The sequence below is a fragment of the Alteromonas sp. ABV2_168 genome (assembly GCF_056161165.1).
This window is the reverse complement of the sequence record NZ_JBSWYQ010000002.1, coordinates 423485-439710: the sequence shown is the minus strand read 5'-3', so window position 1 is coordinate 439710 and position 16226 is coordinate 423485. Positions and strand designations below refer to the sequence as shown.

Genomic DNA, 16226 nt, shown 5'->3' with positions numbered 1-16226 from the left:
GATCGACTAACGATATCGCAATAGTTTTGTTCATTTAAAATATTTAATGACATGTTTTTCCAGTGTAAGCAACTAGTCATTACCACCATTTTTGCTGCGGCAGCGAGTCCAGCGTGAAAGTTTCGCCAATGTGCGGTGTTGCTACATTCAGGTTCTTGCTTTCGGCGGCCCTGGTGAACCGGATCACCGGCTCGTTCCAGTCATGAAAAGCGAGGTCAAACTTACCCCAGTGAATTGGCATCACGTTTTCAGCCTTTACATCCAGCGATGCCTGCACGGACTCTTCCGGCAACATGTGGATTTCCGGCCAGTAGGGGCTGTAAGCACCGTCTTCCATAAATGCCATATCGAAAGGACCAAACTGCTTTCCTATTTCGGCAAAATCGGGGCTGTAGCCACCGTCACCACTGAAATATACCGACACTTCAGGTGCCTGAACAACCCACGAACCCCACAATGTGTCATTGCGTTGTCCGGGTTTGCGGCCGCTGAAATGTTTCGACGGCGTAAAAACAAACCGCGTGTCTTTCAGCATGGCATCCCCGAACCAGTCCAGCTCAGTAATTTTACTGTCGTCGATACCCCATTTCAGTAAATGAGCACGCACAGCAAGAGGTACATAGAAGTGACCCGTTTTACTATCAAGCTCTGCGATGGCTTTCGCATCCAGATGATCATAGTGGTCATGAGAAATCAGCACCGCATCGATATACGGAAGACCGTCGATAGTGAGCTCTTTATCCGCCGGATACGGTGTGCCAATCAGCCACACAGGTGAAGCGCGGTAAAATACAGGATCCGTCAGCACAGTCATTGAACCGGTATTGATAAGAATGGTGGAGTGTCCGAACCAGGTAAACGACGGTGTTTGCTGTGCAGCAAAATCCGGCAATTTCGCCGGCAACAAGCCGGAAGGGTGCTTACCCGCCGGCGGGAAGATAACCGAATTCAGCCACTTTCCCATGGGAGGCTTCGGGCTGTCGGGATCGTCGGAAACAGGGTGGCGGTTAACAAAAATGTCGTCTTTAAAGTTATCGGAAGCCAGCATCCGCGTCCGGGTCTGATCATCAGGCTTACCACCAAATAACGGCGACAACTTCACAAATAAAAAACCGCTGACAAACAGCAGCGACACAATGGCCAGCGACCAGACCAGTAGTTTCTTCATAACACCCAAAGCAGGTACTCCAGCGACTTTTTCACCGTCATTTAGTGCGTTCAAAAATTATCAGCTAAATCGCGGCAGGGACGCAATCTTTCTGCGTTCAAGTCAGTACTATGCCGGTTTTCCGGCTGGTAAAGCAAGGCTGGGGGGAAGAGAGTGTTGAACCCGGATGACTACTGGTTCGACGAATGCAGGTATCGTGAAATACGGCTTTGAATGACTAAGCAGACTTCCTTTTGACTCTTTTTATAATGTGTAGCAATATGTAGCAAATCATACTTTATTGGTGTAGGCATGGGCATTGTCAAAATCTCCGACCAACTTCATGAAGAAGTGCGTAAAAACAGTGTGGTGATGGAGCGTTCTATCAATTCACAGGCAGAGTTCTGGATGAAAATCGGGAGACTTGCAGAGCAGAATCCCACGCTTACGTATGAACAAATTCTGGAACAGGAAAAACGTCAGCAAAACGTATCAACAGTGAGACTGGTTCATGAGTAATGTATCGATAAAAAATGCGCAGGAAATCGAACTGATGCGCGAATCCGGCCGGCTCCTGGCGAGCGTATTTCATGCACTGAACAAAGAAATTCAGGCCGGCATGACCACCATGGAAGTGAACGATTTCGTCGATGCATTCATCACTGATACTTTGCAGGCAAGACCGGCCAGCAAAGGGCAGTATGGCTATGAATATGTGCTTAATTCATCGGTAAACGAAGTGGTCTGTCACGGCGTGCCGTCGGTGGCAAAGAAGCTGCGGGAAGGTGATATCGTGAATGTGGACATCACGCTGGAGAAAAATGGCTTTATTGCCGACAGCAGCAAAATGTATTGCATCGGTAAAGTATCACCCATTGCGAAAAAGCTGGTAGATACGACTTACGAAGCCATGTGGAAAGGCATCGAAACCGTAAAACCAGGCGCGACGCTGGGGGATATTGGTCATGCCATTCAGTCACATGTGGAAAAAGAAGGCTTCAGTGTAGTGCGGGATTACTGCGGGCACGGTATTGGCCGTGAAATGCATGAAGAACCGCAAGTTGTGCATTATGGCCGCAAGGGCACAGGCATGCATTTAGTGCCGGGCATGACATTTACCATAGAGCCGATGATCAATCAGGGCACCTATAAGACGAAACAAAAGAAAGACGGCTGGACAGTGGTGACCCGCGACAAAAAGCTCTCAGCACAATGGGAGCACACCATTCTGGTGACTGAAACCGGGTTCGAAGTGCTTACGTTGCGGGATGAAGAACACTAAAAACCAAAAGGCAGCGAATGAACGCTGCCTATTTCATTAGCGCTTAAACATCAGGATCAGAACGTTTAACCTTCACGGCGCTTATACAGCGGGTTTTCGCTGTCGTCTGTATACTTATTTTAAAAGCATTCCGGGAGCACAACATCTCCTATCATACTTCCTTCATCCTACTACTTTGGTAAGGCCTATTTTTCCCTCTCGCATTATATTCGTGAATAACTGCCTAAAATGTCACTTCAATACCCGCTTTCAGTCAAATTTGAAAAAAATTAAATAAAATTGGTCAAGCCACTTGATTTACTGTTAACTAAAAGTTAATTTTGATGGAAAGTGATTGCTTGTGCGTGATTTTAATTAACAATTGTAGCAATTTGATGAATTGATTTGCTGCAATGCTCCTTTAATTCGAGGGATTTGGCATGATTAATTTGAAAAAAAATGGATTTAAAATTTGTAGTTTGGCGGCTTCTGTAGGTTTGGTTCTCAGCGTATCTACGATGAGTGTTAATGCTCAGGAAGCAGAAGTCACAGACGAGGACATCGAAACTATTGAGGTGCGAGGTGCATACAGCCGAAACCTGCAGGATGCACTTCAAAACAAACGCAATTCCGACTCTATTGTTGATGGAATTTCTGCCAATTCAATGGGGACATTTCCCGACTTAAATTTAGGGGAATCACTACAGCGAATTACAGGCGTGCAGATTAATCGCAGTAATTCGAACCCCAATAACAGTCCAAGGGATGCAAGTATTAATCTCCGGGGGTTACCCGATGACTTTTCCAGAACTTTAATAAATGGACTTCCGTTTGCTGATCCCGTTGATGAGGGTGGTACATCATTTGGGGTATTCCAGTCTGACCTATTTTCCGGACTCGAAGTGATGAAATCACCCACGGCCAGCACTCCTGCAGGGGGGCTAAGCGGTGTAATTAACTTGAAGACTTCTAAGCCACTGGACTTGAAGGATGGTGCGACAACAATCGGTGTGAAAGGGACATATGAATCACTGACGGAATCGACTAACCCGTCAGGTTTCCTTTCTACAACCCAGCATATTAATGATGATCTTGGTGTTACTTTTGCCGTTGTAGCATCACAGGACAATTACCGTCGCGATACCACACTGGTAACACGATATTCCCAGCTCAATGATGCGAGTGGCAACCCGGTTACAATGGCTGACGGCGGAAACGTTTATTATCCAGGTCAAGCTCGTCAAATCGTATCTAGTTATGACGGTAACAATCTTGGCGTTTCAACGGCCCTTCAATATAAATTGTCCGACAAAGTAGAAACTCAGCTTTCAATTTTGTATTCGGGCAGAGATATGGATCGCCCTTTTGACATATGGGTTGTATCAGATCAGGGAAGCACGACAAATGTAGAGGCGCTAAGCGATCCTGTTTTCGCTGGTAATAACGCAAGCGGAGATCCTGAGTATGTGGTAACTGATGTCCGCCTGACAAATGTTGATACAACGCAGGGCCCACGCCCTGGTTCGATGAAAGACGAAGTTTTGAACATCAACTGGGCTTGGAACTGGATGCTGGACAATTGGAATATTGATGCAGCTATTGCGCACTCCAGGGGTAAAAATGAAACCCGGACTATTCAATATGATTACCGTTATGGCGGCGAAAACGGGCTTGTAGCAGATCTCTTTACAGGCGGCGCCGACTGGAAAGGGTTTTCTATGGATGTTACAGATGGAGCGGGGGTTGGTTTCGCAGATGTAGGGGATCTCGGTAATGTTCTGGGGGATTACGTTGCTTCACCTCCGCATGTACTGGAAGCACCTGCAGCTATTGGCGGATACAATCGAATCATCATTGCCGACACCGACAGTGATATAGAAACAGACATGAATGTACTTAGCGTTAATGCCAAACGTTACTTGGATTTCGGTGCGGTGAATGGACTGGAGATTGGCGCTTTATACACCGATGGAACAGAAGAAAGTATGCGTCAGCGACATACTGTTCTAGGCATCGATAACCTGTCGTCAGAATTTATCAATAACGATTTTGTCAATGACGTTCATTATCTTGGTGGCGCTTCTTTTATGGGAGGAGAACTCTCTACTCTGAATAACTGGACATCAATTGATCCGTCTGTCTTAGAAAGCCGCTTGCAACCTGTAACTGTGCCAGAAGGGTATGCGCCAGGCACCGCTGGCTGGGTTATAAATCCGTTCGATGGGGCTGTACTCAATGGCAACTATGAAGCGAAAACAAAATCCACGGATGTTTACGCTAAGTTATTATTCGATGGCGTAATTTCTGGTTTTGAATACCGGGGCAATTTTGGCGCTCGTTATGTTGATTACACCACCGATCTACAGTCCTTGCGGAATAACAATGGTGTCATTGAGCAAATTTCGACTTCCAATGATTACGATGACCTTCTGCCCTCAGCTAATGTTGCGATAAACCTAAATGAAGACCTTATTCTTCGACTTGCCTATAGCAACACTATTGTGAGACCGCTGAATCGCGATAACTCGCCAGCTCAGACTGTCTCGGTATCAACAGACACGACTAATCCAAATCCAATTAGTGCTACTCTGGGTAACTCAAATCTGGAACCCTATAGCGCAAATTCCTACGACATGTCATTGGAATGGTACAACCGACCTGGCGGTGCGATTACCGTGGCGCTGTTCAAAAAAGAAATTGACGGCTTTATTACATCGGTGAATTTGTGCCCGGCAGATGGTGGTGGACTTCCGTTTAGTTCTCTTACGGGCACAGGCGTACTGGATAGTGAGGGTGTATTCGATTGTTACACGCCAGATGGCACAGGCATTATTGTTTCACAACAGCAAAATACGGCTGACACTATTGATGTCACTGGCGCCGAGTTATCAATACAGCAAAATTTAGATTTCCTGGACGGATTTTGGAGTGGTTTCGGAGGTCTTTTCAACTTTACTTTTATTGATGTCAGTGGGCAAATTAACGGAACGGATGCCGTATTAGCAGGCGTATCTGAAAGAAACTACAACGCTGTTGTGTTTTACGAGGCTGATAGTTATGCCATTCGTTTTGCATACAATTGGCGAGATGAGTATCAGATGGCTGCTGGCGGCACATTCTCGGGAGCTGCACGTTCTGTTGATGCCAGAGGACAGCTAGACGCCTCAGCATCCTATAACCTTACAGAAAATGCAGTACTCACTTTTGAAGCATTTAATTTAACGGAAGAGCCGCTGGTAGAATTCGAAGGGAATATGAATCGTCCCAGAAGAACTGATTTTGACGGCAGAACTGTTATCGTCGGGGCTCGATATGCGTTCTAAACAGCAAATTGATAATGGGCGACGCCACGTACTTAAAGCGGGATTAGCTATCGGTGGCGGCGCGCTGGTGTTACATCAAGTCGGCTGTGCGTCTAATTCTACTGCTAGTTCTATCGCTGAGCGTCCTTGTAAGCTGATGTTGGCACTAAGAGATGAAGCTCTCGGTATCGACTCTGAGACTTTACGCTTTAGTTGGCTTTTACCAGAATCACAAGCTATCCAGATAGCTAGCCAGGTGCAGATAGCTTCATCAGAAGAAGCGCTAGAGCTTGGTAACACGTTATGGGATAGCGGTAAAAGTATCTCGGCGCAATCATCCTCGGTCGAGTTTAGCCAAGATATTCTGTTGCAGCCTGATGCTGTCTATTTTTGGCGTGTACGTACATGGGATGAGAAAAATGTATCTCAGTGGTCGGCACCATATAAAATTATTACTGCTCCCCAAACTGGGCAGTGGCCAGCAAAACCAATTTGGCTGCCGGCGACACATAAGCAAAGTGACTGGGCATTCTTTCGTAAAACGTTCGCTATCTCCGATATTGGCATAGCGCATGCGTGGCTAAAGTTGTCTGGAGGCAGCACTAAGCCCTCCAGGCAATACGTTTACAAATGCTGGCTCAATGGCGAAATTGTCGGGGTTGGACCTGTCCGACCAATGTCATCGGAACATCGATTCCATACCTATGATGTCACGGGTTTAATTGTAGAAGGCGACAATACACTCGCTGCGCAGTGTTTCAGTATTGATGAGCAATTTTTCACCGCAGAGCTCATAGTTCAGTTCAAAAATGGTTCTCGCCTGCAAGTTTTATCTGATGAAAGCTGGATGGTGATGGGGGCTGAAAGATGGATGCCGGATGCTGGCACCTTTACTGATATGTATTACCACGGCCCTAATGAATTTATCGACGCGCGATACGAACCAAAGAATTGGAAAAGTGCGGGCAAGCAAAGTGGAGAGTGGAATTCAGCGGCTGTTACTGATATTGCATTGTCAGATATGCGTCCGGCTAAGGTAGATTCTGCTCAGCTTACAAAGCGGCTACCAGCTTCTATCGAGCAGGTGGGAAAGCACCACTGGATCCTTGATTTCGGTAAGGAGGTTGTTGGAGGAATAGCATTTTCAGGGCATGGAACTGCAGGACAAATTGTTGAAATTCGTTTAGGTGAAGAACTAAACCCTGACGGTACTGTCCGCTACAAGTTGCGGGCTTTCCCGATTTATCGGGATGTGTGGACTCTTCGGGATGGGCATCAGTCACTCTCTCATTGGGGATACCGGGCCTTTCGTTGGGCAGAAGTCATCAGTACTGCTCCTTTAGAGATTTCATCATCCCTCACCGCTGAAGTACTAGAGATGCCGTGGGACGATACGCAGTCGTCGTTCATTAGCAACCTGGCATCGCTGAATAAAGTCTGGGATCTCTGTCATTACTCAATAAAAGCCACCCGACAAGATTTATATCAGGATACACCAACCCGGGAACGCGGCCCTTATGAGGGGGATGCAATTATTAACCAGCTATCCGAATACTATACTCAGCGTTCATTCGGGTTGGCTAAATACTCTGTCTCTTACCTGATTCGTAATCCTACCTGGCCAACGGAATACCGTTTACTGACGTCTACGCTAGCGTGGCAAGACTATCTTCATTCTGGTGACGGGCATCAACTCGCCGAAGATTATCCGTTGATGTTAGAGAATCAGTTATTAGAGAACATCAATCCAGTTGGACTCGTGCAAAAGCCGCCTGGGGAATCCAGCGAGGTTAATGGCGATCTCGTGGATTGGCCAATGTCTAACCGTGACAGCTTTGATTTTAAAGAAGTGAATACTGTTGTTAATTGTTGGCAGTATGCGTCTCTTATCGCAATTGCGAACATTGCTGGCGTGCTAGGTAAAACAGAAGATCAACGTCGGTTTAATCAGATTGCAGAGAGAATGCGACAGGCAATTAATCAGTATCTATTCGATGACGCTGCCAGCCGATATCTTGACGGGCATTTATCGATACACGCTTCACAGCATGCCACTATCTTCGCGCTCGCGTTAGGTGTCGCTGAAAAATCAAAGCTTCCTGCCATCGGCGAAGCGCTAACTAAAGATATTAAAAAGCGCGGCGTTCAAGTGAGTGCCTATGCAGCGCAATTTCTTCTGGAGGGGCTGTATCTGACGGGGCAATATGAAACGGCTCTTAGCGTAATGACCAGCGATGCCACATTCAGTTGGCTAAATATGATCAATAAACACGATGCGACTATTGTCATGGAGGCCTGGGACCCGGAGATTAAACCGAACACGACCTTCTCACATGCGTGGGGCTCGGCACCGGCCAATATCATACCCAGATTCCTTGCCGGTATTCGAGTGTTGTCCGCGGGAGCTGCCAGGATATCGGTATCTCCAGCACCAGCTTCTGTTTCCTCGTTTGACATAACAGTGCCGACGATTAGAGGGATCGTTGAAATGAGTTACAACTCCGCCCGTATTGCCTCGCCACTTACGTTTTCAGTTCCACCCAATGTCTTGGCAGAAGTTGATTTGAGTAAGTTGGGCTGGGGTAACTCAGCGACGATATCTATAGCTGAATTGAACAAGGGTACTATTTTAACGAATCAGAAGGCTTCTGAAATTTTTGTGCTTAGCGGTGGGAAGTACGTAGTTTCGCCTCGCTAGCAACACAATGCTTATTAAAGGATGTAATCATGGAAAAAAGGCAATTTAAAATTATGATGCGCTGGATCGTTATGGGAATAGCTGTTTTCAGCAGCACAAAAATACTGGCAGATGTAATTCCTGATCTTTACCTGCACGACAAACAAAGTCTGAACGGGAAATGGAAATATCATGTCGATCCTTACGAACTGGGGTTTTATGACTATCGCTGGCAGCAGCGGGATCGAAAAGAGAGCCCTACTCGAGATGCGTTCTTCCTGGATTCAAAGCCGCAGAATAAATCTGACCTTATAGAGTATAGTTTCGACAAAGCAGAAGAAATTACCGTTCCCAGTGACTGGAACACACAAAGTGAGAAGCTCTATTACTATGAAGGTACGCTGTGGTATCGCAAAATTTTCACCGCAGAAACGAATAGTGACCGCACTTTCCTCCGCTTTGGAGCGGCCAATTATCGTGCTGATGTTTATCTGAACGGGAAAAAACTAGGCATGCATGAAGGCGGCTTTACACCTTTTGCTTTTGAAGCTACAGAGCATCTTCGCAACGGCGAGAACTCACTCATTGTGAGGGTTGATAATAAACGCTACAAAGAAGCAATTCCTACCCTGAACACAGATTGGTGGAATTACGGTGGTTTGACTCGTGATGTCGATCTCATTTCTGTGCCTGATACTTTTATTTCAGGCCACCAGATAAAGCTTACAGATCATAAGTCAGGCAGCATAAAGGGTGAGGTCCAGCTGTCAGGTAAGAAATTAAAGCAGGCTATTACGGTCTCTATTCCTGAGTTAAACAAGTCGGTTAAAGTGAAAACTGACAAGCAGGGTTTAGCTTCGTTTAGTATTTCGGCACCACAGCTTTCACTGTGGTCTCCTGAATCACCTAAGCTTTATGAAGTTGAAATAAAGAGTGAAACCGACAGTATCACTGACAAAATGGGTTTTAGAACCATTGAGACAAAAGGTAAGCAGATTTTACTGAATGGTGAGCCGGTGTTTCTAAAAGGAATAAGCCTGCACGAGGAGTTCGCTAAGAATGGCGGGGGACGAGTAAGCTCTCACGAGGACAGAAAAACTCAACTAGATTGGGCAAAATCTTTGGGAGTGAACTTCATTCGGTTAGCTCACTATCCTCATAGCGAAGATATGGTGCGTTTGGCTGAAGAGCGCGGCATCATGGTGTGGTCTGAAATTCCGGTTTACTGGACAATCGCGTGGACTAACAAAGAGACGTATGAAAATGCGGAGACTCAACTGTCTGACATGATTATTCGCGACCGCAATCGCGCTAATGTCATCATCTGGTCCATTGCTAACGAGACGCCGGTTAAAGCTGAGCGGACTAAATTTCTTACCGATTTGATTGATACTGCTCGTGAACTCGATGGTACTCGCCTGATTTCTGCAGCTATGGAGAACCATTGGGACAGTGAAGTTGAAAACCTGACAGTGGTTGAAGATCCGCTGGCGGAAGCAGTCGATATTGTTAGTTTCAATCAATATATTGGTTGGTATGGTGGTACACCTGAATTACTTACGAAAGTTTCGTGGCGTATTCCTTATGACAAACCCGTGTTTGTAAGCGAATTTGGTGCTGGCGCGAAATATGGTCTGCATGGAGAGAAAGACGAGCGATGGACAGAAGAATATCAAGCAGATCTTTACGATAAAACTGTCACCATGTTGGATAAAATTGACGGGTTAAGTGGTATGTCCCCTTGGATTTTGACCGATTTTCGCTCTCCTCGTCGATTGCTTCCCGAAATACAGGACGACTTTAATCGCAAAGGCCTCATGTCTGAAAAAGGCGAGAAAAAACAGGCCTTCGACGTACTTAAGCGATACTACGAGAAGAAGTAGGCGGACTGCTTTTATTATTTCATTGATATCAAAGCTGACTTCATCAATGAGATGAAGAACACTAAAAATAACAAAGGCAGCCGAAGCTGCCTTTTCATTAGCGCTTAAACATCAGGATTAGAACGTCAGTCCCGCGCGGCGCTTGTACAGCGGGTTTTCGCTGTCGTCTGCGTAACCGGGTTTCTGTGCTTCTACAGCTTCATCAGAAGACGGCAGTTCCAGTGGCAGGGTGCCGGTGGGTGATACCTTGCCGGTAAGCACATCAATCACGGCATCGTCAGCACTACCGAAGTTAGCCAGAATAGCGCCTGCGGTATTGTTCAATTCACCCATGACCATGGGGCGTTCCAGGAAGACGGATAAAATAGTTGGCACTTGCTGGCTAACGGCCAACATTTGCTGATACTTCTCATCATCTTCGCGGAATGACACGCGGCCTTCATTCTGGCGGCTGCCGAAGAAGTGGTTCGGATGCAGTTTTTCACTTGGCGTTGAGAAACGGAAAATCGCGAAGTCGGCCTGGGCCGGATCGGTCACAACTTCAAAGCCACGAGCGGTGAGTGCCTCTGCATTTAAGCCATCAACGAACACTTTCTTCATCGAGTCTGCCAGTGGAAGCAGCTTATCTGCATTTTTCAGTAGCACCTGAGATTTTGCCTGAACTTCCCGTGCCAGTGCCCGCCATTCCGGTTTACCCACATTCGATGCTGCAGTAGCTTCATCCACGTAGGGGTTGTCGAATAAACCAAGCTCAAACTTCAGCGTGAGAATACGCGTGGCCGACTCATCGATGCGCGCTTCTGTCAGTTTGCCTTCATGTACCGCGTTAACGATGATCTCAGGCTGGTCTTCACCGCCAAACTGGTCGATACCTGCAGTAATACCTTTCACGAAACGCTCAGGAATAGTCAGATCCTCCACCCCCCACGGCGTCGCAATTTCCCGCACGCCTTGTGGTTTCGTCGGTGCCTTACATTCTTCACTACAGTCCCGGGTTACCGCCCAGTCTGAAACCACAACGCCTTTAAAGCCGGCATCGCCGCGCAGCAGGTTTTGCAGTATTTGTTTATTGAAGCCCGGGCTTACAGCTTCTACCGGTTCACCGTCTACAGTGATGCCGTGTAAGATAGGGTACGCGGGCATAATGCCGGTGGTTTTTGCTTCGAAAGCACCGTCAAATGCACGGATATGATCTTCAAAGCTGGTATCGTCCAGCTGTGCATTGCGGCCGTAGTAGTTATGGCCATCAAAACCATCTACCGCTGCACCGTAACCCACCCAGTGTTTGGTAACGGTTGATACGCCTTCCGGCGTGATACCATCAGAACTGCCCTGGAAACCACGAATGTACGCGCCCACCTGCTTACTCACTTCACCAGCGTCACTACCAAAGGTGGCAATGATACGGGGCCAGCGGGGCTCGGAGGCTAAATCAGCCTGCGGTGATAACGCCATGGTGAAACCGGTTGCACGATATTCCTGACGGGTAATGTCACCAAACTGTTCGGTCACTTCAGGATCGTTCAGCGCACCAAAACCAAGAGGCTCAGGCCATTGCGTGAAACCATCGGTAGACTCAGCAGCACCTAACACGTACTGGAAGTGGTTACGCGGGTCGGTACTGATAATCGCTGGAATACCCAACCGGGTGGTTTCTGCCAGCGCCTGGACTTTGTTGTTCTCGACGGCCAGATCTGATGGAGACATGTTCAGGCGGCTGATGTAACTGCCGATATGTTTGTCTTTGAACAGGGAAGTGGCGACATCGATGTCATAGCCGTCCTGAGAAAAACCGGCAAATCCGTTTTTACCCGGAAGGGTGCCATGCACCATTTCACCGGCTTTTTCTTCCAGCGTCATGCGGGCAACCAGGTCGGCCACACGTTCTTCAACCGGCAAACGCCAGTCTTCATACGGGGTAAGTTTGCCATCGGCATTCAAATCGCGGAAGGTTTGGCCGTCCTGTTCGATAACCGCTTTGCTGGTGGTTTTAACCGCCACCTGGCTTACGGGGGCGCTATCTTTCTTCGGTTGCTCAACCTGGCCGGGCGAGGGTTTCTCGCCACAACCAGTAAGCATAGCGGTAGTGATAAGGCAGGCACTACCCAATGTTGCTGTATGCTTTTTCATTAATCGTGTCCTTGACCGGATAATTATTCGTTCACGGCGCCTGTGATTTGGTAAGTACCAGAGCCTAATGAAAAGATGTTCATTTCATCGGCACGGGAAACGTTAGTTACGAACTTACTGGCATTCACACTCTCGCCATCAATCTTCAATGCTTGTTGCGCGCCGGGTAACGAAATTGTTGCTGTCGTGTTAGCAGGAATGGTTACCCGGTAGTTAAACTTACCATCTTTTACTTGCCAGTGGCTCGAAATTTTTCCATAAGGTGAATCATATTCTGCTTTTACCCAGTCAATTTCATTCTGCGGATCAAACTCCGGCTTCAACGCGAAGGTTTTAAAACCGGGGCTCAGTCGCTGAATACCGCCTGAGTGACTGATTAACCATTCACCGATAGCACCGAATGAATAGTGATTGAAGGAGTTCATGCTGTTATTGCCACCGAATCCGTCTTCAACCGTGTAACCGTTCAGGCGTTCCCAAATTGTTGTCGCACCCTGGTCGATAGGATACAACCACGACGGATACTGGTCGTTGAGTAATAAGCGGTATGCATCACCGGTATAGCCATTCTCAGACAGCGCTTTGCTGATCCAGGCCGTGCCGATAAAGCCGGTCATCAGGGAGTAAGCGGGGCGGGTTTTCCCTGCATCGTCAACGTTTTGTGACGATACCGAACGGGTCAGCTTCTCTGCCATCGCTGCAGCGTTGTCTTCGTTGAATGCGTTCATTGCCAGACCAACCGCAAAGGAGGTTTGGGTGTCTGCTACTGCCCATTCTGCCGGTGGAGCCACCGGATTAAACATACTTGGGCCGCCTACCAGACCAACGGTTTGCTGTTCATCATTAACGAACTTATCGTTAAAGAAGGCTTTACGTTCATCATACTGTTTGCGGTACTCGCGGGCCTGCGCATCATCGCCCAGTACCGCTGCTACCTGCGCCATAATATCCAGCGCATAAATGTGATAAGCAGTAGCCAGATAATCTGCACCTAACTGATTGTTCTGCGGGCCTAACCAGTCTCCTAAACCTGAGTCAGTGCTTAAGCCGGTTTCGCTGTCGATGGAGTCATGCAGGAATGTCATGTATTCATTCATAGACGCATAGTGTTCAGCGAGTAAGCCTTTATCACCATATTGATAGTAGGTTTCCCACGGGACGGTAATTCCGGCTACGCCCCACAGCACACCTCCGAAGCCGCCGCCAACAGGAGCAACGTCTGCATACCGGCCACTGTCAGCCTGAGTATCCCGCATGGCTTGCAAATGGCGACGCATAAACTGTGAGGCATCACTCACATACGTTGCGGTAGGGGCAAACACGTTGATGTCGCCGGACCAGCCCATACGCTCGTTTCGCTGGGGACAGTCAGTCGGTACAGACAGAAAGTTATCTACGTTAGACCATGTCAGGTTTGACCATAGCTGATTAACCTTGTCGTCTGAACATTCGTAACTGGCAGTCAGCGCCTGCACAGAACTCACTACAACGCCGTTAACCGCTTCAAGGGGCAGAGGTTTTTCAATGCCTGTTACTTCAATGTACTGGAAACCATGAGAAGTGAAATGCGGCTCAAAGGTTTGTTCGCCGTCCGCCATGATATAGATATCCTGACTGAGTGCGGCACGATAATTTTCTGTCATGATCATGCCCACGTTCGGGCCTGATTCCGGTAAGTCCGGATAGAGCATTTCGGCAAAGCGTACGGTAACGGCTTCGCCTGATTTGCCGTTTTGGAAATGCAGACGAGGTACGCCAACGATATTTTGTCCAAGGTCATAGACAAACACGCCGGGTCGCACCTCTTCCACACTTTTTGCCTGAACGGTGGTAAATTCACGGGCCGGTTCACCGATTTGCCCGATAAGCTTCATATTGTCGTACGACAGCGTTTGTGCAGGGCGCATCATATTTGGCTGCACATTCTGCGCTTTTGTTTCTTCAAGAGAAATTTCGGCTGCCGGTTCCCATTCGCCTTCAAACGACGGGGTCGCCCAGCCTGCCTGCGCTTCTGCGATTCGGGCATCGTACACTTCACCCATAGACAAACTGCCGTACACTACCGGTGACGTGTCGCTGAACTGCCAGCTGCCCGGTTGGGTAACCACAATACTCTCAGAACCGTCTTCATAGGTAATGACCAGTTGCGCGAGCAATGACTGACGATCGCCGAAGCCATTCCAGGTGTTGCCGAAGCCCAGCATACCGCTCCACCAACCTTCGCCCAGCCGTGCGCCCATGGCGTTTTCACCTTTTTGAATGGCACTGGTGACATCATAAGACTGATAAAGGTGGGTCAGGTTGTATTGGGTAAGGCCCGGGTTGTAATAATCGTTACTGACCTTTTCACCGTTTACGTAGTATTCGTAAATGCCCCGCGCGGTCACATACAAACGGGCTTTGCTGACGGCCTTTTCTGCCACATCAAACTCAGTACGCAGTTGCGGCATACCGTTACTTTGGGTATCAACAACAACCAGCTGGCTGTCATCAGAACCGGTGAAAGTAATCCCTGCCTTGGTATCGCTGACCTGCGTAGATTTTTCTGCGAATTCAGCGCCATGCTCAGCGCCATTAAACAGCACGCTGTGCGGCGTATGCATGTTGCTCACCGTCAGGTTGCTTACTGTGACGGTTGTACCAGCATCTGCCGCTACACCGATATCGTTAAGCATGCCATAGGTGACGTAGTCGTGGTTGTGACCCAGAGGATTCAGCTGTACCGTTGCCCCTTCCACCAGTGGCGGAAACATCATCTGGAATCCTGATTTTTCTTCAGAATCTGCACCCACCCAGAATGCAGGGCTGCCATCTAACTGAACGGTAACATTGCCGAATTCATTATTGATAAGCAGGTGGTGAGGTTTAAAACGGTTGTAAGCATTGATCAATGATTGCTTAATATCGAAAGATTTTACCGGCGTATCTGCGTTGTCATCCGGCGTGTAACCTGCACGGTAAAAGTTTAATTTTGCCGGTGCACCGTTTTCAACACCTTCCACGTCCAGCTCAATCTTAAAATAACTCTCGTCTTCACCGCTTTCTACCTGATAGATGTTCTTATACTTATCCATCATTCTCGGGTCATTAGCCGCATAAACAATACCGCCGGCTGTGCCACCTTCTGCAATGGTGATGTCTGCGCCGATACGGAAGAGAGGCAGATAATCGCCATACAGGGGGAGGGCGTTGTCATCGCCACCAATCCAGGTCGCACCATTCCAGGCATTCAGAGATGTATCGAGTAAGCCTGTTTCAAAAGTAGACGTGGCCTCACTCGCATCGCCTTCGCTGTCCCATACCGTCAGCTGCCAGGTGTACTGTGTACGGGGGCTTAAAGGTTTGCCTTTATAGGTAATATGCAGTGCTTCTGAGGAGTTTTGTTTGCCGGAGTCCCATACCTGCGCGCCGTTTTCATCTGTTACGCGGATCCGGTAAGCAGACTGGCTAAGGCCTTTAGCTCCGCCTTTAGCAGACATCTGCCAACTGAAACGGGGCGCGGTGACGTCAATGCCAATGGGCTGAGTGCGATATTCAGTTTCCAGTGCTGCAAGATAAAACTGATCAGTAACACTTCCAACGCTGCCAGTTCCTCCGCAAGCTGAAAGTAACGTGGCGGGTGCTGCAACAGCAAGGGTGAGAATAAGTTTGCGCATGCAAATCTCCGGTACATACCTGATGGCAATCTGTTCAGGTGAAACTGAATTCTTCTTCAGTTTTTCTGAAACCTTATGATTGAAAGTGATTGGCATGTTGCCCTAAGCACATAGATGTTGTCAATGTGTTAACGGCGGGTCACCGGAAACGAAAGGTTTTGGAGGCGTGT

Annotated in this window: 8 protein-coding genes; 5 read left to right on the top strand and 3 right to left on the bottom strand. The window is 47.9% G+C overall.

Annotated features, from left to right (window positions below; all coding sequences use genetic code 11):
* Window positions 1–79: 79 nt before the first annotated feature.
* Window positions 80–1222: an MBL fold metallo-hydrolase gene (locus tag ACXAH4_RS04820; RefSeq protein WP_474844019.1), complete on the bottom strand. Its 1143-nt coding sequence runs from the start codon at window positions 1220–1222 to the stop codon at window positions 80–82.
* A 237-nt stretch (window positions 1223–1459) separates the two neighbouring features.
* On the opposite strand from ACXAH4_RS04820, the gene ACXAH4_RS04815 reads away from it, so the two are divergent.
* The 5 genes from ACXAH4_RS04815 to ACXAH4_RS04795 all read left to right on the top strand — a co-directional run bounded on the left by ACXAH4_RS04815 (window position 1460) and on the right by ACXAH4_RS04795 (window position 10270).
* Window positions 1460–1666, top strand: a complete 207-nt coding sequence (locus ACXAH4_RS04815; protein WP_303573285.1) for a ParD-like family protein — start codon at window positions 1460–1462, stop codon at window positions 1664–1666.
* Window positions 1659–2429, top strand: a complete 771-nt coding sequence (gene map / locus ACXAH4_RS04810) for a type I methionyl aminopeptidase (protein WP_474880991.1) — start codon at window positions 1659–1661, stop codon at window positions 2427–2429. The genes ACXAH4_RS04815 and map overlap by 8 nt, the downstream gene beginning before the upstream one ends.
* Before the next feature lie 419 nt (window positions 2430–2848).
* Window positions 2849–5731, top strand: a complete 2883-nt coding sequence (locus ACXAH4_RS04805) for a TonB-dependent receptor (RefSeq protein WP_474880989.1) — start codon at window positions 2849–2851, stop codon at window positions 5729–5731.
* On the top strand, window positions 5721–8408 hold the full coding sequence (locus tag ACXAH4_RS04800; protein WP_474880987.1) for a family 78 glycoside hydrolase catalytic domain: 2688 nt from the start codon (window positions 5721–5723) through the stop codon (window positions 8406–8408). Before ACXAH4_RS04805 ends, ACXAH4_RS04800 begins: the two co-directional genes overlap by 11 nt.
* A gap of 29 nt (window positions 8409–8437) precedes the next feature.
* The gene (locus ACXAH4_RS04795) at window positions 8438–10270 is read left to right on the top strand and encodes a glycoside hydrolase family 2 protein (RefSeq protein ID WP_474844015.1); all 1833 of its coding nucleotides are present in this window, start codon (window positions 8438–8440) and stop codon (window positions 10268–10270) included.
* A gap of 117 nt (window positions 10271–10387) precedes the next feature.
* On the opposite strand, the gene ACXAH4_RS04790 is transcribed toward ACXAH4_RS04795, so the two are convergent.
* Together ACXAH4_RS04790 and ACXAH4_RS04785 are read right to left on the bottom strand one after the other, a co-directional pair.
* Complete coding sequence (locus ACXAH4_RS04790) at window positions 10388–12400, bottom strand: glycoside hydrolase family 3 protein (protein ID WP_474880985.1); 2013 nt, start codon at window positions 12398–12400, stop codon at window positions 10388–10390.
* A gap of 23 nt (window positions 12401–12423) precedes the next feature.
* The gene (locus ACXAH4_RS04785; RefSeq protein WP_474880983.1) at window positions 12424–16056 is read right to left on the bottom strand and encodes a family 78 glycoside hydrolase catalytic domain; all 3633 of its coding nucleotides are present in this window, start codon (window positions 16054–16056) and stop codon (window positions 12424–12426) included.
* Window positions 16057–16226: the final 170 nt, after the last annotated feature.

Excerpts from the sequence above, each read along its gene's own strand:
- ACXAH4_RS04815 (WP_303573285.1), top strand. The coding sequence starts at position 1,460 with ATGGGCATTGTCAAAATCTCCGACCAACTTCATGAAGAAGTGCGTAAA.
- map (WP_474880991.1), top strand. The coding sequence starts at position 1,659 with ATGAGTAATGTATCGATAAAAAATGCGCAGGAAATCGAACTGATGCGC.
- ACXAH4_RS04805 (WP_474880989.1), top strand. The coding sequence starts at position 2,849 with ATGATTAATTTGAAAAAAAATGGATTTAAAATTTGTAGTTTGGCGGCT.
- ACXAH4_RS04800 (WP_474880987.1), top strand. The coding sequence starts at position 5,721 with ATGCGTTCTAAACAGCAAATTGATAATGGGCGACGCCACGTACTTAAA.
- ACXAH4_RS04795 (WP_474844015.1), top strand. The coding sequence starts at position 8,438 with ATGGAAAAAAGGCAATTTAAAATTATGATGCGCTGGATCGTTATGGGA.
- ACXAH4_RS04790 (WP_474880985.1), bottom strand. The coding sequence starts at position 12,400 with ATGAAAAAGCATACAGCAACATTGGGTAGTGCCTGCCTTATCACTACC.
- ACXAH4_RS04785 (WP_474880983.1), bottom strand. The coding sequence starts at position 16,056 with ATGCGCAAACTTATTCTCACCCTTGCTGTTGCAGCACCCGCCACGTTA.